This is a genomic window from Agrobacterium vitis (assembly GCF_013337045.2).
Taxonomy (GTDB): domain Bacteria; phylum Pseudomonadota; class Alphaproteobacteria; order Rhizobiales; family Rhizobiaceae; genus Allorhizobium; species Allorhizobium vitis_B.
Map to the genome: position 1 here is coordinate 587741 of NZ_CP118260.1, position 22499 is coordinate 610239.

The 22499-nt window shown below is 55.4% G+C and carries 19 protein-coding genes; 13 read left to right on the forward strand and 6 right to left on the reverse strand.

Going from position 1 to position 22499, the window contains the following annotated elements; genetic code table 11:
• Positions 1 to 268 precede the first annotated feature (268 nt).
• The 8 genes from G6L01_RS20425 to G6L01_RS20460 all read left to right on the forward strand — a co-directional run bounded on the left by G6L01_RS20425 (position 269) and on the right by G6L01_RS20460 (position 11570).
• Complete coding sequence (locus G6L01_RS20425) at positions 269 to 775, forward strand: putative pterin-binding protein (protein ID WP_070165412.1); 507 nt, start codon at positions 269 to 271, stop codon at positions 773 to 775.
• Between the two features lie 48 nt (positions 776 to 823).
• Positions 824 to 2755 carry a putative bifunctional diguanylate cyclase/phosphodiesterase gene (locus G6L01_RS20430; RefSeq protein WP_156584134.1) on the forward strand — a complete coding sequence of 644 codons (1932 nt, stop codon included), beginning with the start codon at positions 824 to 826 and terminating at the stop codon, positions 2753 to 2755.
• Between the two features lie 167 nt (positions 2756 to 2922).
• The gene (locus G6L01_RS20435) at positions 2923 to 3753 is read left to right on the forward strand and encodes an MBL fold metallo-hydrolase (RefSeq protein WP_070165414.1); all 831 of its coding nucleotides are present in this window, start codon (positions 2923 to 2925) and stop codon (positions 3751 to 3753) included.
• 162 nt (positions 3754 to 3915) lie between these two features.
• On the forward strand, positions 3916 to 5631 hold the full coding sequence (locus tag G6L01_RS20440; RefSeq protein WP_070165415.1) for an adenylate/guanylate cyclase domain-containing protein: 1716 nt from the start codon (positions 3916 to 3918) through the stop codon (positions 5629 to 5631).
• A gap of 195 nt (positions 5632 to 5826) precedes the next feature.
• Positions 5827 to 7179, forward strand: a complete 1353-nt coding sequence (locus tag G6L01_RS20445; RefSeq protein ID WP_070165416.1) for an adenylate/guanylate cyclase domain-containing protein — start codon at positions 5827 to 5829, stop codon at positions 7177 to 7179.
• A gap of 178 nt (positions 7180 to 7357) precedes the next feature.
• Positions 7358 to 10072, forward strand: coding sequence for an ABC transporter transmembrane domain-containing protein (locus G6L01_RS20450; protein WP_070165417.1), 2715 nt, complete (start codon positions 7358 to 7360; stop codon positions 10070 to 10072).
• A 35-nt stretch (positions 10073 to 10107) separates the two neighbouring features.
• A complete protein-coding gene (locus G6L01_RS20455) occupies positions 10108 to 10572 on the forward strand; it encodes a cyclic nucleotide-binding domain-containing protein (RefSeq protein WP_012653944.1) in 465 nt (154 codons plus the stop codon).
• Positions 10573 to 10730: 158 nt separating this feature from the next.
• On the forward strand, positions 10731 to 11570 hold the full coding sequence (locus tag G6L01_RS20460) for an inositol monophosphatase family protein (RefSeq protein ID WP_070165418.1): 840 nt from the start codon (positions 10731 to 10733) through the stop codon (positions 11568 to 11570).
• Here G6L01_RS20460 and G6L01_RS20465 read toward each other — a convergent pair.
• Genes G6L01_RS20465 through G6L01_RS20485 form a run of 5 tightly spaced genes read right to left on the reverse strand, consistent with a single transcriptional unit; the run spans position 11549 to position 16385 of the window.
• Entirely contained in the window at positions 11549 to 12412 is an 864-nt protein-coding gene (locus tag G6L01_RS20465) for a glycerophosphodiester phosphodiesterase (RefSeq protein WP_070165419.1), read from the reverse strand. The genes G6L01_RS20460 and G6L01_RS20465 overlap by 22 nt on opposite strands.
• Positions 12405 to 13487 carry an ABC transporter ATP-binding protein gene (locus G6L01_RS20470; RefSeq protein ID WP_070165420.1) on the reverse strand — a complete coding sequence of 361 codons (1083 nt, stop codon included), beginning with the start codon at positions 13485 to 13487 and terminating at the stop codon, positions 12405 to 12407. The genes G6L01_RS20465 and G6L01_RS20470 overlap by 8 nt, the downstream gene beginning before the upstream one ends.
• 39 nt (positions 13488 to 13526) lie before the next feature.
• The gene (locus tag G6L01_RS20475; protein WP_070165421.1) at positions 13527 to 14336 is read right to left on the reverse strand and encodes an ABC transporter permease; all 810 of its coding nucleotides are present in this window, start codon (positions 14334 to 14336) and stop codon (positions 13527 to 13529) included.
• Between the two features lie 10 nt (positions 14337 to 14346).
• Entirely contained in the window at positions 14347 to 15240 is an 894-nt protein-coding gene (locus G6L01_RS20480) for an ABC transporter permease (protein WP_070165422.1), read from the reverse strand.
• Positions 15240 to 16385: an extracellular solute-binding protein gene (locus tag G6L01_RS20485; RefSeq protein ID WP_070165423.1), complete on the reverse strand. Its 1146-nt coding sequence runs from the start codon at positions 16383 to 16385 to the stop codon at positions 15240 to 15242. Before G6L01_RS20485 ends, G6L01_RS20480 begins: the two co-directional genes overlap by 1 nt.
• A gap of 258 nt (positions 16386 to 16643) precedes the next feature.
• Here G6L01_RS20485 and G6L01_RS20490 point away from each other — a divergent pair, with 258 nt between their 5' ends.
• Positions 16644 to 17264, forward strand: coding sequence for a nucleotidyltransferase family protein (locus tag G6L01_RS20490; protein ID WP_070165424.1), 621 nt, complete (start codon positions 16644 to 16646; stop codon positions 17262 to 17264).
• Between the two features lie 13 nt (positions 17265 to 17277).
• Here the strand turns inward: G6L01_RS20490 and G6L01_RS20495 are convergent, their stop codons facing one another.
• Complete coding sequence (locus tag G6L01_RS20495) at positions 17278 to 18258, reverse strand: mannonate dehydratase (protein ID WP_070165425.1); 981 nt, start codon at positions 18256 to 18258, stop codon at positions 17278 to 17280.
• A gap of 800 nt (positions 18259 to 19058) precedes the next feature.
• Here G6L01_RS20495 and G6L01_RS20500 point away from each other — a divergent pair.
• The 4 genes from G6L01_RS20500 to G6L01_RS20515 all read left to right on the forward strand — a co-directional run bounded on the left by G6L01_RS20500 (position 19059) and on the right by G6L01_RS20515 (position 22444).
• Entirely contained in the window at positions 19059 to 20357 is a 1299-nt protein-coding gene (locus G6L01_RS20500) for an NAD(P)/FAD-dependent oxidoreductase (RefSeq protein ID WP_174089299.1), read from the forward strand.
• Between the two features lie 374 nt (positions 20358 to 20731).
• Entirely contained in the window at positions 20732 to 21190 is a 459-nt protein-coding gene (locus G6L01_RS20505; protein WP_070165426.1) for a DUF2269 family protein, read from the forward strand.
• A 50-nt stretch (positions 21191 to 21240) separates the two neighbouring features.
• Positions 21241 to 21522 (forward strand): acyl carrier protein, encoded by a 282-nt coding sequence (locus G6L01_RS20510; RefSeq protein WP_070165427.1) that lies wholly within the window; start codon positions 21241 to 21243, stop codon positions 21520 to 21522.
• 34 nt (positions 21523 to 21556) lie between these two features.
• The gene (locus G6L01_RS20515) at positions 21557 to 22444 is read left to right on the forward strand and encodes a thioesterase domain-containing protein (RefSeq protein ID WP_139190114.1); all 888 of its coding nucleotides are present in this window, start codon (positions 21557 to 21559) and stop codon (positions 22442 to 22444) included.
• Positions 22445 to 22499 lie beyond the last annotated feature (55 nt).

Consider the following 22499-nt stretch of genomic DNA (forward strand, 5'->3'; position numbering starts at 1 on the left):
TCGAGATCGCATCTTGCTGGCTTTAACTTTGATGACGGGAAACTGATTTTTCTCGTGAAGATGCGCTTCAATCTGCAATACGCTGCGTTGCGGCCTGTCATCGTTAAACACCCTTGGATGCTTTATTGTACTTGTAAACTCTTGTATGAAATAAGCGAAAAGTTACCGAACCAGCATGCCGGACGATCACAATTGTGGCAAAACGCTCTTCGAATTTCAAATGGCGTTGTCGTCCTTGCGTTAGCGCTTGATCGTCAGGAGAATGATAATGAGATTCGTCCGCCTTTGGGCCTATATCGTGCTGTCGGTCGCTCCCATTTCTATGGCGCTGGCGGGAACATTCGCTGAACCGAAAGGCAAGTCGATCCTGGTGATTTCCGGCAATATTGAAAACCGTAACACGGCGGAAGGGGCTGCATTTGACCTTGGCATGCTGGAAGCCATTGGTTCTACAGTGATTAAAACCACGAACCCGTGGTATGAAGGGCGTACGGCTTTTGAGGGTGTGCCACTTAAAACGCTGATGAATTTTGTTGGTGCCAAGGGAACGAAGGTGACAGCTGTTGCTCTGAACGATTATGTGACAACAATTCCGCTTGATGATTTCAATAGGTTCAATGTTTTGCTCGCTTTCAAGCGAGACGACAATTATATGCCAGTGAGGGATAAAGGACCACTTTTCATTGTCTATCCCTATGACAGCGACCAACAGCTTCAAAGTCAGGTATATTACATGCGATCGGCATGGCAGGTTTCAAAGCTCATTGTGGAATAGAGGCGCGGCGTGAGGCGTATTCTTGGGACGATCATATGTTGTTTCGTCATGGCAACCGGGTATATCGCCTATGTCATAGCCGAACGGCAAACGACGCTTGAGAAATTCGCCCGTTACAATGATTCCTGGGCCGTCAGTCAAACCCTCTCCGAATATATGAGGCTTGAGCACCGGCTGGCGACATCCGCATTCGACATGGGTGAGTTTGACCGGGATGATTTGCGTCTCCGTCTGGATATCATGCTGAGCCGGCTGGAATTATTCGAGCAAGGCAATTTAAAGAGCTTCATTGATGCCGATCCGCAGCGTGTGGATCTGATCGCCAAGCTCAGCGACGTTCTTGAAACTCTCAACAGGCGGTTCGGAACGCTGGACCTCGAAGCCATCAAAGCGCTGTTGCAGAAAATGGAACTTCTGGATGGTCCGATGACAAGGCTGGCATCGACTGCTCTCGAAGCCGACGTCAGCAAGATTGGTGCCGCCCAGGCCGAGTTGCGGCACCTTCATCTCATCTATACCGCCCTTGCTGGCGGTCTTATCCTGTGCGGCATTGTGCTTGTCGGCTTGCTTCTGCGTCACAACAGTCTTCTGGATAAAGCACATCGGCGTATGCAACGATTGACAGACGATTTGCGCGCGGCGTCCTGGGAGCTGAAATCGCAAAATAATCGCCTTGAATATGTCGCTCACCATGATTCCCTGACAGGTCTGCCCAATCGCATCCTCTTTCGTCAGGATCTGGAAGCAAGGCTGGTATCGGCCAAAGCTGGCGGACCGCCGGCCATCATCTTGCTGTTGGATCTCGATGGGTTCAAGGATGTGAACGATACGCTTGGTCATGACATCGGTGATGCCTTGCTGCGCATGGTCGCGAGCCGGCTGGTCGATATCAAGGACCATGGCGATCTTGTCTGTCGTTTGGGAGGAGACGAATTCGCGATCTTGTCCACCGGTCTGACCGAGAACCAGGCCATGGATTTTGCTAGGCGTCTGATGAATGAACTTGGTCTTGTATACCTTGTCGGAGACCAGGCGATCAAGATCGGCACCTGTGTCGGCGTGGCAATCTTCAATGACGAGCCGGACACCGACGAACTCTTCAAGCGTGCTGACCTTGCTCTCTATGAAGCCAAGGCTTTGGGGCCGAGCCATGCCTGTGTGTTTGAAAGCCAGATGCAGACACGGTTGAAGGACAGAAAGTCGTTCGAAGCGGATTTGCAAACGGCTTTGCAAAACGGGGAAATGGAAGTCTACTACCAACCATTGGCGACCACCGCGACGCGCGAGATTTGCGGTTATGAAGCATTGCTCCGCTGGACACATCCAAGCCGCGGTTCTGTGTCGCCGGTCGATTTCATCCCTGTCGCCGAAAAAATGGGGGTCATTGATGGGCTTGGGGATTGGGTTCTGCGTACCGCCTGCGTGGAAGCGGCAAGCTGGCGCGGCCATCTCAAAATTGCGGTCAATCTGTCGTCGGTGCAGTTTCGCAGCACGACGCTCGTGCAAAAGGTTTTGGATGCCTTGGAAATCAGCGGCCTTTCTGCGGGCCGTCTAGAGCTTGAGATCACCGAATCCGTCTTGCTTGACAAAAACGAACTGACCCTGAAAACCTTGAGGGAACTGAAGGCGATCGGGATTCAGATTGCCATGGATGATTTCGGGACGGGTTATTCTTCGCTCGGCAGCTTGCGGGGCTTTCCTTTTGACAAGTTGAAGATCGATCGGTCTTTCATCCGCGATGTGACGACAAGGGCGGATGCCCTGGCAATCGCAGAGTTGGTGACAGGGATTGGCGCCAGTCTTGGCATGACCACAACGGCTGAAGGTGTGGAAACGGAAGAACAATTCGAATGCGTGAAAAGATTGGGTTGCGATCAGGTGCAGGGATACCTGATCGGCAGGCCACAACCGGCGAGCTTTCTCTCCCACCTTCGTCAGGAGGATGACAACAAGGAAGTAACCTTCGACCAGTCATGGTAATTGGCGCAATTCCCTATGGTTGGTAAAGGTTATGCTCGGAAAGAGACAGGGCTGGGACAGGCACCTGACATTTTCCTTTGCATCCTTGGCAATTTCAGGAATGATGTATTGGCAACCGGTCCAAAACCAATCGTCTTAATCCCGCGACCGAAACTCTTTGGATAAAAGTGAACAGTAGCGTGTTTCAGGTGAAATTCTGGGGTGTTCGCGGCAGTATCCCGGTCTGTGGCGCGGAATTCGATGTTTATGGCGGGAACACGCCCTGTATCGAGGTGCGCTGCGGCGAACATAGGCTGATTTTCGATGCCGGCTCCGGCATTCGTCAGGCCGGTCTGGATATGATGGGAGACAAGACCAGCAATGTCGACCTGTTTTTTTCCCACTGTCACTACGATCACATTATTGGCTTGCCTTTTTTCAAGCCGATCTACAATCCCGAGATCACCGTCAATATCTGGTCCGGCCACCTGGCCGGTAGCATGACGACGGATCAGATGATCCATCAATTTGTCAGCCCGCCATATTTTCCCGTGAAGATGGATATCTGCAAGGCCTCGCTGCTGTTTCATGATTTTCGGGCCGGCGATATTCTGACGCCTCGTCCTGGTATTTCCATCGGCACATTTGCGCTTAATCATCCGGGCGGATGCATCGGCTACCGGGTGGAATGGGCAGGTAAGGTGTTGGCACTGGTTTTTGACATAGAACATCAACCCGGTGAACTCGACCCGACAGCGCTGGCGCTGATGGCCAGTGCCGATATTGCGGTCTACGACGCCGCCTTTACCGAAGCGGAAATGCAGCGGTATCGCGGGTTTGGCCATTCAAGCTGGGAGCAGGGCGTGAAATTGGCCCAGGAGGCAAATGTGGACCGATTGTTGTTGTTCCATCACGCCCCCTGGCGGATCGACAGCGAAATGGCGCTGCTGGAACGGTTGGCGCAGGAGGCGTTTCCGGCGACGCTTATGGCTCGTGACGGAATGGTTCTCGATATCTGACAGCACTCGATACCTGTCAGCATGGGCAAAAACGCGAAACCTGATTTCCGTGTTGGTCATACAATCGATAAAATCAATCGGGAAACTTGGCGGTGATTTACAGGTCCTGTGAAAACTGCCATTGCTGGATCTTCGGGAAGTGGCTTTGAAGAACTGAAACTTATGGCCGTGGACGTCAAAAAAAGCCTCTGGTCGGAACGCCGGATACGCAAGGCCCGGCTCGGTTCGGGGCTGGTGATTTTCCTGTTCCTCGCCATGCATATGGCCAATCATGCCACCGGGTTGATTTCGGTGGATTTCGCCGATCGCGCCCGTTTGTGGTTTCTGGGTGTTTGGCGTACCCCCCCCGGCACAGTCGCGCTTTACGGTTCTCTCCTTACGCATATGGGTCTGGCCCTGCGCGCCGTCTATATCCGCCGCAGCTTTACTATGCCCAAATCCGAAGCGTTGCAGATCGTGCTTGGTCTGGTGGTGCCGCTGCTGATCATCGACCATATTGTCGCGACCAGGATTGCCTCCTCGCTCTTTCATCTGCGTGACAACTATCAGTCTGTTGTCCATTCCATGTGGAGCACGTCGCCTGTCGATGGATGGCGGCAGTCGCTGGCCATCGTCATTTTATGGCTGCATGGATGTATTGGAGTCCATTTTTGGCTGCGCTTCCGGCCATGGTATGAAAGGTCCAAAACGGGTTTCCTGACGGTGGCCATTCTGCTGCCGATCCTGTCTCTGCTCGGTTTTGTCGAGATGGGCCGCACGATTGCCAGTCCAACCTTCTGGTTGAGCGGTTATCCGGGAGGCTATTACGAACCGGCCGCCTTGACATCAAGCGAAGCGGGATGGATCCAGATTATCCGTCTGGCACTTTATGGATTGTTTTTCCTGTCTATCGGCGTGGTTGTCGCCTTGCGCATTGCCCGCAGACTGACCGAGCGGGCGCATCTGATCACCGTCCGTTATCCGAACGGCGAGACGGTCAGGGTGCCGCGTGGCTTCACCCTGCTTGAGGCCAGCCGTCTGGCTGGTCAACCGCATTATGCCGTATGTGGCGGCAAGGGCCAATGTTCGACCTGCCGTGTCCAGGTTATCGATGGAGAGCAACAGCTGCCGCCTGCTGAAACGCTGGAGCAGGGTACGTTGAACCGGATCAAGGCTGGCCCCGGTGTGCGACTTGCCTGCCAGCTTCGCCCCAAGGCGAACCTCACAGTCATGCCGCTTATGGTGGCGATGCCGCAAAGCGCCACGGTGGATAGCAGTCATGAGGTAATACCCGGCCGCGAACGCGATATTGCCGTGCTGTTCTGCGACCTGCGACATTTCACGATGCTGACGGAAAGCCGGCTGCCTTTCGACATCGTCTTTCTGCTGAACCGCTATTTCGCCGTGGTCGGCCATGCCGTGGAAGAGGCAGGAGGGCGACTGGATAAATTCATCGGCGATGGCGCCATGGCGCTTTTCGGTGTCACGGGCTCGCCCGAGGTGGCGTGTCGCCAGGCGTTGAAGGCGGCAAACGGTATTATTGCCGGTCTGGAGGAGTTGAACCGGCAATTGGCCAACGAACTGACGGTACCGCTCAGGATCGCCATTGGTATTCATACCGGTCCGGCCGTAGTGGGAACGTTGGGTTACGGCAGCGTTCGTAATCTCACAGCCATTGGCGATACCGTCAATGTCGCCAGCCGGCTTGAATCGGTGGCCAAGGAATTCGAAACGCAACTGGTGATTTCCGAACCCGTCGCTACTCTGGCGGGGCTTGCGGTGCCGGAAAGCGCCGGCCGGGAAATTTCCATTCGCGGTCGTGCGGAGCCGTTAAAAGTCTTCATCCTGAATGAGGCGACACGCGTTGCGCTCAACCTTTCCGAGGTTGGCAAGACATAACCTGCGCCGACAGAAAACCCGATGCGAAAACAAAACGACAGCATCGTCCCGATTCCAGCGTGTTGAAGTATATTGTATATAAGGCATCGTGGACGTTGGCTGCCATTGTCTGGAGTGGAGGAGATCCCTATTTCAGTATCGTGAACCTGGCCATGGCCTGTTTTTTAACGACGCGTCTTTTTGATAGGACCTTTCATGGCGACTGCATCCGCACCGGTCTCGGCGATCTTCATGGAGAAAGTCGCCGATTGGCTGACACAGGCTGCCCTTTCCGGCAGCACGCTCGAAGATATCGTTCGGGGCTTTTGCGACCGGATCGCCGCCGCCGGTCTGCCGATCGTTCGGGTCCATCTGTCCTTTGCCATGCTGCATCCTCTTTACGAAGCTGTGGGCTTTACCTGGCGGCCACAAAGCGGACTGATGATTGAAGGTTATCGTCACGATGCCGACAATACGGATATGTTTTTGCAGAGCCCCTATTATCAATTGCTGAGCCGGGATCTCGATTATTTGCGCCGGCGCATTCCCGCCGAAGGCCCCGTTGAATTCGAGATCTTCGAGGATTTGCGCAAGGAGAATGTCACCGATTATCTTGCCTTCATGCAGCCCTTCGGGGACCAGTCCGTGCAGGGCATGTTGGGTTCCTGGTCCACGGATGCCAAGGACGGCTTTAGCGAGGAGATGATTGCCGCGCTGCTGCGCATTCAAAACCATCTGGCGGTTGCCGCCAAAATGGCTGTTCTCAGCAAACTTTCCAACAATATGCTGACCACCTATCTGGGCGGCGATGCCGGCAAGCGGGTGTTGAATGGCCAGATCCGCCGGGGTGACGGTGAAACCATCCGGGCCGCACTGGTGGTTGGCGATATGCGCCAATCGACCATGCTGGCCGAAAAAGAGGGCCGCCAGGCCTATATCGATACGTTGAATGATTTTTTCGACGCGATCGCTGCACCGTTCAACCGCAATGGCGGGCAGATCCTCAGTTTCCTGGGCGATGGGTTTCTGGCCGTCTATCCTTGCGACCGCCACAAGGACCCGTCCCGTCAGGCTTGCGAGAAAGCACTTTCGGCCGTGCGTGTCGCCCAGGCTCGGTTGGCGGACCTGAACAAGGAGCGCCGGAAAAGAGGGGTAGCCGTTATCGGCTATGGCCTGGGCCTGCATGTCGGCAATGTGATGTTCGGCAATGTCGGGCTGCGCGACCGGTTGACGTTTTCAGCCTTCGGTTCGGCGGTCAATGAAGTGGTCAGGCTTCAGTTGCTGACCAAGAAATACGCAAGTGACGTGGTGGCCAGCCATGCCTTTGCCGGATACTGCGCCGGCGACTGGATAACCCTTGGCGAGGAAAAGCTGCGGGGGGTTCGCCAGAGGGTGACGATTCTCCAACCCGGCCCGCGGATGGCTGAACTTCGGCGTGACGAAGCTGAAGCGGATCTGCATCGCACCGGCCTTTCGGAAGCCGAGCGCTTGATTCTCCTACATCGCGATGCCGTACAACTGAACGGGCAGAAAAAGTCCCAAGCGATGATGGACCGGTTCCTGCAATAAATCAGGGGGATGCAGGACAATAGGTTCCATAGAGATCCAGTCGTCAACGTGAAGGATTGTTGGCAACGGATCTTCGCTTGACCGCTTTACAGCGAAGAGAAGTGCGCCATATATGATGAAAGGCGTTGTCGTGCGGCATGGGGCGTGGGACGACAGGCGCTGCATTTCACGAGTGACGATGGAAAAAAGCCTGGGGCGTTACATCTGGTCGAATACCTATCTGCAACAGGTGTGGATCCTGTGCATCGTCGGTCTTTCGATGATCCCTTATTTTCTGTCCTTCGATCTGCCCAAGCAGATCGTCAATGGCCCTATTCAGGGCCAGGGCTTTGAAGAGGCCGGGGCCACAAAGCCGTTTATGCATGTCGCTTTCGACTTGCCATGGCTTGGCCATATGGAAATCTTCCGCGGTTTCGAGTTGAACCGAGTGCAAATGTTGATAGCGCTCAGCGTCGTCTTTCTGTGTCTTGTCGTGCTGAACGGTTTGTTCAAATTCTATATCAATACCTATAAGGGGCGGCTTGGTGAGCGGATGCTGCGCCGGATTCGCTTCGAACTGATTGATCGGGTTCTGCGGTTTCCGCCCGTGCATTTCAAGCGGGTCAAATCCGCTGAGATCGCCACGATGATCAAGGACGAGGTCGAACCGCTGGGTGGTTTTACCGGCGATGCCTTCGTCCAGCCCGCACTTTTGGGTGGGCAGGCGCTGACGGCGCTGATCTTCATCATCCTTCAGAATGTCTGGCTGGGAATGATCGCGGCCGGCATGGTCTGCGTTCAGGCCATTATCATTCCACGCATGCGCAGACGGCTTCTGGAGCTGGGTCGCCAGCGCCAGCTGACGGCGCGCCAATTATCCGGCCGGGTTGGCGAAATCGTCGATGGCATCCATACGATCCATGCCCATGATACATCAAATTTCGAGCGCGCCGACATTGCTGCCCGTCTCGGCCTGATTTTTTCGATCCGCTACGATCTCTATCAGTGGAAGTTTATGGTGAAATTCATCAATAACTTCCTGGCTCAACTGACGCCCTTCCTGTTCTATGCCATTGGCGGTTACATGGCGCTGGAGGGGCGGCTCGACATTGGCCAGCTGATCGCCGTTATTAGCGCCTACAAAGACCTGCCGGGCCCGCTGAAGGAGTTGATAGACTGGGATCAGGCCCGCCAGGACGTGCAGGTCAAATATGCTCAGGTGGTCGAGCAATTCGATGTTGAACGATTGGTCGATGCGCGGGTTCACACGGTTGCAGCCACCCCGGTCGGCCCGCTTTCCGAGGCACTGGTGGCCTCGAACCTGGTGCTGTGCGATGATAGCGGCGCACGCCTGCTCAATAGCGTTTCGCTGGATATTGCCCCAAACGAGACGGTTGCGATTGTCGGCCAGAACGGCGGCGGCGGTGAGGCGCTTGCGGAAGCTCTTGGGCGTATTCTATGGCCGGAATCCGGCCATATCAGCATTGGCGGCCAGGATATTCTCACCATGCCGGAATCGGTCACCGGTCGGCGGCTTTCGTTCGTGTCCTCGGATGCTTATTTCTTCCATGGCACTCTGCGGGACAATCTTCTCTACGGGTTGAAACATGCACCTTTGACAGATGTCACCTATGACGGACTGGCGGCGCGCAGAAACAAACGTGACCTTCTGGAGGCGCAGAGATCCGGTAATCCGCTTCTCGATCTCAACAGCGATTGGGTGGATTATCGATCGGCTGGAGCCGAAGGGCCGGATGGTCTGTTGAAAGTGATCCGTCCGGTTCTGGATGCGGTGACGATTTCGGAGGATATTTTCGATCTCGCCCTGCGTTCGCAAGTGGATACGCTTGCCCATCAGGCGTTGACTGAACGAATTGTCGAGATCCGCCATGCCCTGCGGCGTCGGCTGAATGAGGAGGATCTGGACGACATTGTCGTGCCCTTCGAGGCCGATGCCTATAACAGCCAGGCGACGGTGGGTGAAAACCTGCTGTTCGGTAAGATGAAACCCATGATGATCAATGGTCAAGGGCTGGCGGCTCATCCCTATTTCCGCAAGGTGATGCGCGACACCGGCATTGGCGACGCGTTCTACGCAATGGGACTTGAAATCGCGGCGAATGCAGTCGAACTGTTTCGAGACCTTCCGCCCGACCATCCGTTTTTCCAGCAATTGACCTTCATGAGCGCGGAGGATCTTCCCGACTACGAGGCTTTGCTGCAAAAGCTTCAAGGCACGTCCGCAACGCAAGCCTCGGCCAGCGAGCGCAGCAGCATTATCCGCCTCAGCTTTGCCTATATCGAACCCCGCCACCGTTTCGGCCTTTTGACGCAAGAGTTGATGGACAAGATCGTCGATGCACGCCAGCAGTTCCATGCCGCAATTCCTGAAGATCTGGCGGAAAAGATCGAGCGTCATGATGCAGAACGGTTCACCCTGTCGGCATCGTTGATGGATAATGTCCTGTTTGGCCGACTGGCTGTGCGTGAAGCCGATGCTTCCGACAGGATACAGGCGATCATCCGCGACATTATTGCAGACCTCGGCCTTGCCGAAAGCGTGCTGTCGATCGGGCTGGATTTCGACGTCGGCTCGCAGGGGCGGCGGTTGACCGCTGTTCAGCGCCAGAAGCTCAATCTGGCGCGCGCGCTGCTGAAGCGGTCGGATTATTTCATCTTCAACAGGCCCTTGTCGGCGCTCGATCAGCGGGCGCAGGATAAGATCGTCGGTCATATCCTGCAGAACCTGCATTGCGACGGTCATCGGCCCTCGATCATCTGGGTTTTGCCAAATGCGGATATAAGTGGTCTTTTTGACAGGATACTCGTCTTCGACAAAGGAAATCTTGTCGAAACCGGGAGTTTCGATGAGCTTTCCGCCAAAGACGGGATGTTCAAACAGTTTCTCTCGTAATATCGTGATCAGGCGCGATAGGGGGTAAGACGCAAATGCTACTGAAGGACGAAGTTGAAATGTTGCGGCGTGTGCCGCTGTTTTCCCAGATTGCTCCAGCCAAGCTGAAGCTTCTGGCTTTTGCTTCCGACCGGATGACCTGTCGCGAAGGCCAAAACCTGTTTCGCCAAGGCGATGTCGGTGACGCAGCCTATGTCGTGCTTTCAGGGACCGCCGATGTCCTGGTCAATTCTGATGCCGGAGAAATCAAGGTTGCGGAAGTCCAGAGCAATTCTATCGTCGGGGAAATCGCCATTCTCTGCGATGTGTCGCGAACGGCAACCGTGCGGGCGGCTTCCCGGCTTGAAGTCTTGAAAATCAGCAAGGAAAATTTTCTGAAATTGATGAGCGATTTTCCCGAAATTTCCTCGGAGATCACCCGGGTTCTGGCTGATCGTCTCAATCACACCACGTCTGAACTGTCCGCGGCCCGCAGCCGCGAGCAACAATTGCTGAACTGATACCGAGAGCGGTTATCTCAGCACCTGGCATATCGGATAGCCGGGCTGTCATATATCCTTTACTTGCTTTTCTTCCCATTTCCGCGAAGTTTCGGCATCCATTCGACCTCGTTCTGCCCTGAATCGAGGCTATTGTCCCAAACATCCCGGAATGTGCCATGACCGATTTGAGCGCCCACGACCGTCTCGCGCCTGACAGTTCTCCACGCCTGTTGACCCTTGCCAGCATTGCTCTTGAAGCCGGAGCGCTGGCGCGTCAGTCGCTGCGCCGCCGTTATGCTGACCAGATGGTTCACAAAGGTCCGCGCGATTACCAGACCGAAATCGATGTCGCCGTCGAGCGCCTGATCGTTGCCCGTGTTTGCGAGGCCTTTCCGGACCATGCCATCCAGGGCGAGGAAGAGACTGGCAACCGTAGAGGCGGCCCAGATGCACCGGTTATCTATATTGATCCCATTGATGGCACGACCAATTTTGCCTGGGGTCTGCCGCATTTCGGCATGACCATCGCCATCGCCGAACAGGGTAAAATCACCTGCGGGGTGGTCTATGACAGTATGCTCGATGAGCTGTTCAGCGCTGAAATTGGCAAGGGCGCCTGTCTGAACGGCGAAAAACTGCATTGTGCCGCGGTCGCCGATGTCCAGAATGTGCTGGTCGGGGCGGGCCTGCCGGTTCCCGGACAAGTGAAAAGCGTCGATGAGGAGCTCTATCACCGCGCACTCCGCCGGTTGATGGACAATACCGCTGGCGTACGCCGTCTCGGTTCGGCGGCTCTTTCGATTGCCTATGTGGCTTGCGGTCGGCTGGATGGGTTTTTCGAGGATGGCTTGCAGGTTCACGACTATGGCGCCGCTGCCCTGATCCTGACCGAGGCCGGGGGCCTGGTCACAGGCTTTGGCGGAATGCCGGTTGACGCTGGAGGCGGCATTCTCGCCGCCACGCCCGCGTTGCATCCCTGGCTGCTTGCCGGGTTTCAGCCCGCCATGGACCGTTGATTGTCGTAGAGTGCGATCAGCGCTTGCAGTCCGACCGGATCATCCGTGGTGATCTGGTCGCATTTCAGCGCCAGCAGCCGCAGGACGCGTGGTAGCGATACCTCGTCCGCCCTGTTGATGGTATAGGCATCGATCCGTTTTCCAGCAGCATGGAAGGCGGCGACCATGTTGAAACCGCGATCCTCGGCAAACAGCACCGCCTCGTGGTCGAGATAGATCATCTCGGCGTCGGGGATGGCGGCAACGGCATCATCGATGAACGCAACGAAGTCACCACTTTCCATCAACCGTTCAATGGCGCCGCCATGGCAGGGGTCGTAGCCGAGCGGCAGGCCGGGCAGGGCCTCTGCGAGGCGGGAAACGGCTTTTGCATCACCTGCCGACAGGATAACCCGTTCACGCACCGGCCCGATGGCGGCAACGAAAGCGTCGATGTCCTGCTGCGTCAAGTCGCTGGCTTTTTCCTTCAGGTCCAGTTGCAATACGGCACCTGCACGATGGGAAATGCTGGCCAGAATACGCCCGAGATCATCGATCAGCATAACCCTATGGGCACTTGGCTGTCCGTCATGGTCGCGCAGGAACAGATTGCGCAGTTGGTCCACTGAGGCTGCACGCACCGGGCCTTGGCCAGTGGTGGCTTTGTCCAAAACCTCGTCGTGCAGCACGGCTAGGCCGCCAACGGCATGACAGACAAGATCGATTTCGACGCTGGCACCAAGCGCCATGCCCTCAGCGATCCGGTCCGGCGTGAAGGAAATATCACCCGCCTGCTTATGACCGCGATGCCATTTCAGCATGGTTCTGAAACCGTCACGCTCAATAAACAAACCGTCAGACATTGGCCAGACTCCTTAATCGCTCGGCGGTCTGGGACACACAGATCACCTTATTGTGGCGAAAAACCCGGAAAGCCCTGACCTGCAATTCGGCGCGGTCGCCTTTTTGCCAGCGGGTTCCCGGATCGGTCATGGCCTTTACCCGCGTGCCATCACCGAGTTGAAGATCGACCATGAGATGGCTGCCGAAATCGATAGCCCGGCAGACAAAGGCCGCGTCCACCCGGTCGGTGGGCGACAAATGCAGGGCTTCCGGGCGAACGGCCAGCACCGCATCGCCATCCTCTGGATTGCTATCGGAATCGACCGCCAGAGAAAGATCAATATGGGTGAATGCGCCCCGGCGCATCATGCCGGGAATGAAATTCATCTGGCCGATGAAACCTGCGACAAATTCGGTTTCCGGCTCGCGGTAGACCCGGTCCGGCGGAGCGATCTGCTCGGCGCGTCCAGCCCGCATCACCACGATACGGTCGGCCAGAGCTAACGCTTCGTCCTGACCGTGGGTGACGAACAGGGTGGTAATGCCAAGCCGCTGCTGGATATCGCGCACTTCCTCACGCAGCCGTTCGCGCAAATGCTGATCGAGGCTGGCAAAGGGTTCATCCAGCAGCAGGATTTTCGGCTCCAGCACCAGCGAGCGGGCAAGTGCCACTCTCTGCTGCTGGCCGCCCGACAGTTGATAGGTCTGGCGCTGGCCGTAATCCTTCAGCCCGACCATGGCCAGCGCTGCCTCGACCCGGTCAGCGATTTCGCTCTTCGCCATGCCGCGCAGTTTCAGGCCGAACGCGATATTCTTGAAAACATTCATATGGGTCCAGAGCGCGTGGCTTTGAAAGACCATGCCGGTCGGTCGCCGTTCCGGCGGCAGACGGGTCACGTCCTGACCGTCAATGCGGATCAAGCCGCTGGTCGGCGCTTCAAATCCGCCGATCATTCGCAGCAGCGTCGACTTGCCCGATCCGGAAGGGCCAAGCAGGCAGACCAGCTCGCCATCCTCCACATGCAACGAGAACGCATCGACGGCTGTCGAGTCGGAAAATTGCTTTGAAACACGATCAAGGGTCAGTTGGGCCATGGGTGTTCGTTTCTATCCCGTTGCAGGCGAAGGTTTCGTTCAAGCACCAAAGCCCTTGGCGAATGCGCCTGTGCCGATGGCTCTGCGAGCAAGGATCAGTGCGAGGAAGGAGGGCACCCACAGCATGACCGAGAGCACCGCACCATATTGCACCACCATCTGATTGTTGATGAAGGACACCATCAAGACAGGCATGGTGCGGACCTGCGGTGCGCCAATCAACCAGGCACCCTCAGTTTCGTAAAACGTGCTGACGAAGGTCAGGAGCAAGGCGGCAAAGATGGTCGGCGCTGCCTGCGGCAGTGTAATCGACCAGAAAACCCGCAAGGGCCGGGCGCCCGCATCACGGGCCGCTTCTTCCATCCGCCGGTCTACATTCTGGAAGGCGGCAACCGGTATCCAGATCATCAGCATCAGCGTGCCGACCAGTTGGATCAAGGCGACGCCCCAGAAGGTGCTGATCAGATGCAGCTTCAGGAAAATCGCCGCAATGGCTACCAACAGGCCGAATTTGGGGAAGGCATGCGAGGCAAGAAAAGACAGGAACAGCAGATTGCGGCCTGGAAATTTCATCCGGGCAAAGGCATAGGCAGCCGGAAGGCAGATCACCGCCGACAGCAGCGTTACCGTGGCGGTGAGGCGCAGGCTGAGGAACAGCGCTTCCCAGACATCGGCACGGCCAAGCGTCAGAAACCAGAAGCGCAGGCCGAACTGCTGCGGGATGACCGATGGATAGCGCCAGACCTCGGTAAAGGCCCAGGTGCCGACCACCAGCAGCGGCAGGGCGATAAACAGGGTGAGCAGGCCTGCAAAAGCAAGGCCCGTCCAGTCGATCCTGCGTATTCTCATCGCAGGGGCCTCATCGTGTTCGCTCCTGATTTCTGGCAATCGAATAGACATAGAACGCGCCGAAAAACAGGCAAAAGCCGAAGCTGATCACGGCCTGCGTTGTGGCGTTGAGCGGATCGTTCAGATCGGCAAAGGTTCGCTGCATGAAAGGCCCCATCATTTCTGGCGAGGCCGGGCCGAGCAGATAGGGCAGGGTAAAGGCCGAAAATATTCCGAGAATGGCAAAGGAACTGGCGACCAGGAAGGAATTGGCCATGCGCGGCAGGATGATATGGACAAACACCTGCAATGGCCTTGCCCCGGCATCGCGTGCCGCCTCAACCGCATTGTTGGAAATGGCGCTGAGACCCGCCGTCAGCATCAGCACGGTCAGTGGCAGATTGTCCCAGACCAGACCGATCACCGGCCCCCAGGGCGTCAGATAGGGCGTCGGTAGTTTCGGCAGGCCCACGGCGTGGAGCAGGATATCCACTGTGCCATTCGGGCCTATGGTGCGGATCAGCGCATAGGAGAGGATGATTGACGGCACGAACATCGGAAAGATCGCCAGCGCCTGCACATAAGCGGCAAGCTTGCTGGAGGAAAAGCGCAAGTAGAGCGCAATCGGCACGCCGATCAGCAGCAGCACCACGCCACAGATGGCGGTGGTCCAGAGGGTGATGCCGAGATTGCGCAGACTGTAGGTGTCACTGAAGAAGAACCGGTAGGACGCCGTGGAAACGTGCCACCCGCCCTCGGGCGAGGCCACGACAAGTGTACCGATCACCGCCGAGATGATCGGATAAATGATCAGCCAGCCCAAGAGCAGGATAGGAAGGGCGACCAGAAGCAGGCCAGTCAGCCCGCGTCCAGCCTTTGCCTTCTGCCCTTTATCGAGAGGCAGCGAACTGATCGCGCTGGTCATCAACCCCGCGCCAGGCCTGGAGCGACATTGCGGAACCAGCCGTCATTGACTGCCATTTCCCAATCGCCGTTGGGGAATGTCGGGATCGATGCAGGAATGACATCGGCATATTTCTCACGCAGGTCCTTGGAAATATAATCCCATGACACACCCGGAAAGCCACCGAGCTCTGTGATGATTGCCGACTGGATTTCTTCAGACAGTAGGACATTGGCGAGTTTCAGGGCGGCATCCTTGTTGGCGCCGTTGGAGAAAATCGTCACACGGGCGAAATCGCCGCAAAGCGCCAGGTCGGTCAGTTGCACCAGCCGGGTCGTATCAGGCAATACGCCCTGGGCAATCGACTGGAGGGCCTGGTCGGACCAAACAGGCACCATGGTGACGACGCCCTGGGCGAGCAGCTGAATCGACTGCGAATTACCAGAGGTGTAGGCGCCCTTTTCGTAGAGCGATGGGGCGAGATCGTTGAGGATCTTCCAGCTCGGCGGCAAGGCTTTTTCCGCCGCTTCCGCGGTGTAATTGCCAACGGTGAATTTGCTCGGATCGCGGCCATTCGCTTCATGGATGGCACGGCGGACGAAATTGCCACCCGAACCACCCTTGTCGGGGCGGTTGTAGATGAACTGGCCGGGATTGGCCTTGATCCAGGCAATCAGTTGCTCCCAGGTCTTCGGCGCATCCTTCGGATCGAGTTTGGTGCTGTCATAGGCCAGAAGAACCTGCGAACCGCGATAAGGCAGCGACTGCGACAGATCAATGGCCATCGGATTGACACGGCCAAAATTAGGGACATTCTTCTCGGAAAATTTCACCCAGAGACCGGCATCGATGGCGCCGGTTGGCAGGCGGGGATTGAAGGCCTCAAACAGATCGGCCTGCGGATCGCTGTTGGATTTTAGCGCGGCGAGGGCGCGATCGCCAATTGCCCGCAGACCGTTATTGTCGCCGGCATCGATTACCTTGATCATCAGGTCGCTATTGGCCTTCTCGAAGCTCGGGCGGATGATGTTGTTCCAGAAGTCGATGATATTGGCATCGGAGCCACTATAGACATTGATTTCCTTGCCCGCAGCAAAGGTGAAATTCGGCATGGCGGCCAGGCCAGCGCTTGCACAGGAAGCTAGCAGAAAGTCGCGTCTGTTCATCATCGGTCTCCGAAACAGGTCGAGATATAAAACCCCTGATATTTTAGGGCAGCGTTACCGCTGGACCGTGACAGCGCCATGATGGCTGGATGACTGTTTTGTGTCTTTTCGAGCAAAGGGATAGATTGTTTTCTGCCATCCCGTAGTCCGCTGTCCAAGCGAGCGTTGGAAAATCGTGCCTTGTGAAATTAGCCCTTGCAAACAAGCGGAGCTTCCAATCATCAGTCGTTGTCGAGACAAAGCGTAAAGAGTGTGCCGATGTCGGAACTAAAAACTGTCAGCACGGCCATTGTCGTTCTCGCCGCCGGGCAGGCGCGCCGGATGGGTGGGCGCGCGCATAAGCTTCTGGCACTCTTTAATGGTGTCCCGCTGATCCGTCGCGTGGTTGTGACCAGCCTTGAGAGCCGGTCGGCATCCGTCACTGTTGTCACCGGCTATCGCCGGGAGGAAGTGGAGGCCTGTCTTTCAGGCCTCGCCGCTACAATCAGCTTCAATGCCGGATTTGCCGGGGGCATGGCATCCTCGTTGATTACGGGACTGAATGCTCCAGATGTAGCTGGCAAGGATGGTGTGATGATTGTGCTCGGCGATATGCCCGGACTGACGGCGTCCCATCTGGATGCGCTGATTTCAGCCTTTGAGCGGGCGGACGGCAGGGCCATCATCCGTGCCGTATCAGGTGAGATGCCGGGCAATCCGGTTATTCTACCAGCAGCGCTTCGTCCGGCATTGTTGTCGTTGACGGGCGACAAGGGCGCCAAGGCGATTATCGCTGCCAGCGCGCTACCGGTGATCAATGTCGATATTGGCCCGGCGGCCCTTGTCGATGTCGATACGCCAGACGCCGTTCTGGCGGCTGGCGGTGTGTTGAGCGGATAATGTCCGTATTGTCTTACGTTCTTGTCGAATTCAAGCTTTCAAGCAGGGCGGCGATATAGCCGTAGCAGAAGGCGAAGGCGACGCCGGTTGGATCGCGTCCACTGATGGTGGGAACATGATCCGGCATCAGCATATATTGGTAGCCGACTTCGTGATAGATCTTGACCGACCGCACCATGTCCATATCGCCTTCATCGGGAAAGGTTTCCATGAAGGAGAGTTTGCCACCGCTGATATTGCGGAAATGGACGTTGAAGATCTTGCCGCGCGTTCCGAACCAGCGAATGATATCGTCGATTTCCTGGCGCGGATTGTCCAGCATTTCACCGATTGATCCCTGGCAGAAATTCAGGCCGTGATAAGGGCTTTCGCGCATCTGCACGAACTTCTTCAGCCCCTCCACGGTGCCAAGGACCCGTGTTACACCCTTATAGCCAGGCGGCGTGTAGGGATCGTGCGGATGGCAGGCCAGGCGCACCTTGTTGCTTTCGGCAACCGGCACGACTCGTTCCAGGAAATAATCGATCCGCTCCCAATTCTCATCCTCCGAAAGAACGCCAGCCAGTCCCGGTGCTGCGGTCTGATCGGCCTTGTCCCAGCGGAAGCTTTCATTCATTGAGCCGCCTCGGCCCTTTTCCATCGGCGTGCGGGGAATGCCGATCAGGTTGAGATTGTATTTTGCCGCCGGAATTCCTGCTGCGGCCACGTTCTCGATCATCTTGCAAACCGCATCGATCTGGCGGTCGCGGTCTGGACCGGCCAACAGGATATCCGGATAGGATGCTCTTTCAATTGGACTGGAGGGCAAGGGCAATTGCAGCATGTCCAGGATCAGTCCGAAGCTCTCGACCTTGTCGCGATGGCGCTCGATATCTGTAAGTGTCCAGTTGCGTGGATCGCCCGGAGGATCGGCGCAGATATGCTTGAGCCCCAATTGCGCAAACACCCGATAATCGTCGTCGTCTCGCGCGCCAACCTGCGTTCCTAAATACATGACGCTCCTCCTCATGCAAGTGCTGTTTATCATGACATAATATGAATTTTACGGGGTGTCGAGATATTTTGAGGCTTTTCTGCTTGGTGGACTGTCGCATGTTATCGCTTTTATCGAAGCTATTAGAAGTCGTTGTCTATGTAAATCGTGGTGCGAAGATGGTGCAGTAGGCGACAATTAATCACTTCGTACTATGACACATGGCAAGATATAATATGTCTTTGATGTGACTCTAAATCGTGTCGGGCATGCGAATTTGCGCGGCGCCACGGGTCTCATCATAGGTTTTCTGAATCAAAAGAGATCCATGGTCGGGGCTCTCGGTTGGGGGCGGGCTCAATCTCCAAATGCGCATGGTTGAAAAAGTCAAATGGTGTGGGTTGCCCTTCCAAGGTGCCGGGCGCATCCCGCTTTGGTGAGTGTGGAGCGCTGTGCGAGGGCGTTCGTCGCGGAACTGTTCATCGCATCTTTTGTAAGATGTCCAGGCGGGCTGCTGCGACTACATCGGAAAAGCGAGTAATGCCTTGGGGCTGAAACCTTTGATGTGTATGTGTGTTTTGTACTTGCTAAAAAAGTGTGGCCGCAGCTGCGAAAAAACAATTACCTCTGATTGCATTGCTCGTTGACAGTCGGTTAAATATTGCTATCCTTTGACTGAATAACAAAGATAGTTTTTGAAAAAAACAAATCAAAAAAATTAGTAACGCAAAATATAAACTGGCTTACGGAATTTTAAGAATCGCTCGATCCATTCGAATATTTAAAATAAGCAAATTATTTAATTCCTATTGGAGGTAAGTGTGGCATCTGTCGCTATCATAGGTTCCGGCATTTCCGGACTGAGTGCAGCTTATTCGCTTGATAAAGACTTTGACGTCCATGTTTTTGAGCAGGACAACCGGCCTGGTGGGCATGCGAGCACAGTGGTCGTTTCCGATCCATTGGGCGATGTCGGTGTGGATACGGGCTTTATGGTGTTTAATCCGCCCAATTATCCTAAGCTTACCAAGTTTTTTGCTGAGCTGAACGTGCCGCTGACCGAGCATTCCGGTGGTTTCAACTTCTTCGATGTCGATGCCGGTACCTATTACGGCACAGAGGAATTTGAAAAGGACGAGGCTTATGTTCGGGCGAATTATGGGCCGGAATTCATTTCGGTCTGGGAGCAGGCGGATCGCCTGCTGAGGGAAGCGCCTCGCCATATCATGGAGGGCAAGTGTCAGATTCCATTGGAGGAATATCTCCGAACCTATGGTTACACTGACGATTTTATCAACGGCTACATGATCCAGATTTCCTGCTCATACTGGTCTGTTCCTGTTGAGGTTACGTTGAATTCTCCCGCGGTCATGGTCATTGGCATGTTCCTCAATCATGGCAAGGATGGCCTTGGGGGGAAGGGCGTGAAGTGGCTTGCTGTCAAGGGAGGCGCTAAGGGCTATCTCGATATCCTGATCGGCGGTCTCAAGCGTCCACCAAGGTTGAATGCGGCGGTAACATCCGTGCGTGCTCTTGCGGACGGTGTTGAGGTTCAGGCCGGCGGAAACTGGGAAAAATTCGACTATGCCATTGTCGCTACCCATGCCGATCAGGCTTTGAAATTGCTTGACAATCCCAGCGTGAAGCAACGCGAAATTCTTGAGACGTTTCAGTACAATCGTTGCAACACTGTTCTCCATACCGATGCATCCGTGATGCCTGTGCCGCAGCACAGGTGGAAGAGCTGGAATTACGGTTGTATGACGGTGGATGGCAAAAGGCGGCCCTATCTCGTCTATCATATGAATTCAATTCAAGGATTTAAGGCGGAGCAGGACTATTTGGTTTCGTTGGATAGCCCGCTGCCCATTGATCCTGCCAAGGTGATAAAGACCTTCGATTACGAGCATCCGGTCATTACCATTGAAAGCAGCAAAATGCAGGCGCGCCTGCCGTCAATCAATGACGATGGTCCGATTTATTTTGCAGGTTCTTACTTCTCTGTCAGGGATCTCGGGCCGGATTTCGTCGGTTTCCACGAAAGCGGCGTCTATTCCGGTACACATGCGGCACGCCTTGTGAAGCGGCATGCCGCAGCTCCAATCGGGAAGACGGCGTAACCTATCGAGGCGTATAGTCGATAGGCCTCCGCTTTTTTAATCGAGGCAAGATTTTTAGCGTAAGGCGCATTCCTGACTGGGTGTGCTTTCCTGGAAGTCATGTGTCGTCGAGTGGTGGGCGATAAGTCATTTTCATATCTTAAGATATTGATATGATGAGATATTGCTGCCCTTTACAATAAAGCCATAACGGTATTGATCGCCCTGAGCCTGTTTTCGGGAGTGGAGAATTGTGCCGTTAAGGTTGTCCGTCAAGGGCGGCAAAACAATAGCCACGTTGCGACAGTCGAACGCCGGCACGTAGCCGGATGTTGCAATCATTTCGGGTGCTTGATGCTAATTTTGCGTCTAGCAATGGTATTGCAGGATGGGCCATGTCGGAAGTGCTCCTGTTCATTCATGTTTTTGCCGCAACAATGTTTCTCGGTAATATTGTTGTAACGGCTGTATGGAAACTGATTGCGGATCGAAGCAGTAATCTTGATATACTTAGATATGCGATAAAATTGGTTTTTTTGACTGATTATGTATTTACATTCGGTGGAGCTGTACTCTTGTCTGCGACAGGTGGGTATATGGCTCGCAGCTACGGTATGAATTTCATCGACACGCCGTGGTTGCTATATGGAGTGGGCTGTTTTCTCTTGTCGGGCCTGTCCTGGATGTTGGGGCTCATCCCCAATCAGATCCGCCAGCGAAGGCTTCTCAACGAGGCGTCGGATTTCGATGCGATTGCCAAGCCGTTCCGCGCCTTGGCGAAGCGATGGTATCTCTGGGGAACCCTCGCCAACCTTTTCGCGATCTGCGCCTTGTTTTTCATGGTCACGCGGTGACGTGACCGATTTTTCAAAATGCATTTCAACGTAACAAAGGGTGACGAATAATGTCTGACGTTCAAACCAAGTTCAGCTACGCAGAAGCCAAGACCTGGCTGGTCGAGAAATTCGCTTACAAGCTTTCGGTTCCGGCATCTGAAATCGATGTGAACAAGATCTTCACCGATTTCGGCCTGGATTCCACCGAGACATTGGTGCTCGCAGGGGAAATGGAACAGTGGCTCGGCTTCGAATTGCCGCCGACGGCCATGTGGTACCACCCGACCATTGAGAAGCTGGCCCACTATCTCGTCGAGGCCAAGGATCTCTTCGAAAAAGGCGAACTCTGAATTCCAGAAGCCACAATCTAGCGAGGTATGGCGAATGGATATCCCGAAATCTGCAAGTGAACTTGCCCACCGGGAGAATGCCGGGATGACGGTGGTTTGCGTTCATCCCGGCGGAATGCCCATCCGCAGTTACATACAGCTTGCGGAGCGAATGAAAGGCTATTCCTGGCACTTGGTCGAGCTTTCTCTCAACAAGCGCTACACGTCGGCGCTGGGTAAGACCGATCTTCCCGAGGGCATTCTCGGGGAGATTGCCGATGAAGCAATCGCGGATTTGGGTGAGGTCTGGAACACTGAGCGGCTCTGTCTGCTGGGCTGGTCTTTTGGAGGCGTGCTGGCTTGCGAAATGGCAAGCCGGCGTAAGGACGGCGCTTGCGGCGCCGTCCTGCTCGACAGCATCGCACCACGCCTGTTCAATGGCGTGATGGATGGGACACAGACAGAGCGGTTGATTACCCTCAGCCGTTCACAGGTGGTCAGAGTTCGTTGGTTCACAGACTATATGCGGGCGCTGAAGCGGGTTGCCTGGGAAGTGGCAGGCAGCGATGCCCATCGCCTGTCGGAAGACGATCTGATCGAGCTGATGCGTCTTCAATTGATCGCCAATGGCGGTCTGCCGGAAACCACCAGCTTTGTCGGATTTTCCAAAGTCTACCGGGAGTTTTCGCGGGGAATGAACCGTAATATCGCGGTCATCCTTGCGCACAAGCCGCAATCCTACGGGTTTCCCGTGCATCTGGTTCGGTCGGATTACCCATTATACGAGATATTTCACCTGCATGAAGACATGGGGTGGGGGCAGTTGGCACCCAATCTCACCGTCTCGAACCTGCCGCTGGGCCATTACGAAATGTTGCTGGAGCAACAGGCCCTGGATCACATTTCAACACATATTGAAAATATATCGCACCGTTTGATTTGAAATATATTGACGAAAACCTTTTGGAAGGGGCCGAATAATGGACGGGTTCTCGCAG

Bases quoted from the DNA above. Each gene is read 5' to 3' on its own strand.
- G6L01_RS20480 (WP_070165422.1), bottom strand. From the start codon at position 15,240: ATGACCAGCGCGATCAGTTCGCTGCCTCTCGATAAAGGGCAGAAGGCA.
- G6L01_RS20510 (WP_070165427.1), top strand. From the start codon at position 21,241: ATGTCTGACGTTCAAACCAAGTTCAGCTACGCAGAAGCCAAGACCTGG.
- G6L01_RS20470 (WP_070165420.1), bottom strand. From the start codon at position 13,487: ATGGCCCAACTGACCCTTGATCGTGTTTCAAAGCAATTTTCCGACTCG.
- G6L01_RS20460 (WP_070165418.1), top strand. From the start codon at position 10,731: ATGACCGATTTGAGCGCCCACGACCGTCTCGCGCCTGACAGTTCTCCA.
- G6L01_RS20450 (WP_070165417.1), top strand. From the start codon at position 7,358: ATGGAAAAAAGCCTGGGGCGTTACATCTGGTCGAATACCTATCTGCAA.
- G6L01_RS20505 (WP_070165426.1), top strand. From the start codon at position 20,732: ATGTCGGAAGTGCTCCTGTTCATTCATGTTTTTGCCGCAACAATGTTT.
- G6L01_RS20425 (WP_070165412.1), top strand. From the start codon at position 269: ATGAGATTCGTCCGCCTTTGGGCCTATATCGTGCTGTCGGTCGCTCCC.
- G6L01_RS20490 (WP_070165424.1), top strand. From the start codon at position 16,644: ATGTCGGAACTAAAAACTGTCAGCACGGCCATTGTCGTTCTCGCCGCC.
- G6L01_RS20455 (WP_012653944.1), top strand. From the start codon at position 10,108: ATGCTACTGAAGGACGAAGTTGAAATGTTGCGGCGTGTGCCGCTGTTT.
- G6L01_RS20495 (WP_070165425.1), bottom strand. From the start codon at position 18,258: ATGTATTTAGGAACGCAGGTTGGCGCGCGAGACGACGACGATTATCGG.
- G6L01_RS20485 (WP_070165423.1), bottom strand. From the start codon at position 16,385: ATGAACAGACGCGACTTTCTGCTAGCTTCCTGTGCAAGCGCTGGCCTG.
- G6L01_RS20515 (WP_139190114.1), top strand. From the start codon at position 21,557: ATGGATATCCCGAAATCTGCAAGTGAACTTGCCCACCGGGAGAATGCC.
- G6L01_RS20430 (WP_156584134.1), top strand. From the start codon at position 824: ATGGCAACCGGGTATATCGCCTATGTCATAGCCGAACGGCAAACGACG.
- G6L01_RS20440 (WP_070165415.1), top strand. From the start codon at position 3,916: ATGGCCGTGGACGTCAAAAAAAGCCTCTGGTCGGAACGCCGGATACGC.
- G6L01_RS20475 (WP_070165421.1), bottom strand. From the start codon at position 14,336: ATGAGAATACGCAGGATCGACTGGACGGGCCTTGCTTTTGCAGGCCTG.
- G6L01_RS20465 (WP_070165419.1), bottom strand. From the start codon at position 12,412: ATGTCTGACGGTTTGTTTATTGAGCGTGACGGTTTCAGAACCATGCTG.
- G6L01_RS20445 (WP_070165416.1), top strand. From the start codon at position 5,827: ATGGCGACTGCATCCGCACCGGTCTCGGCGATCTTCATGGAGAAAGTC.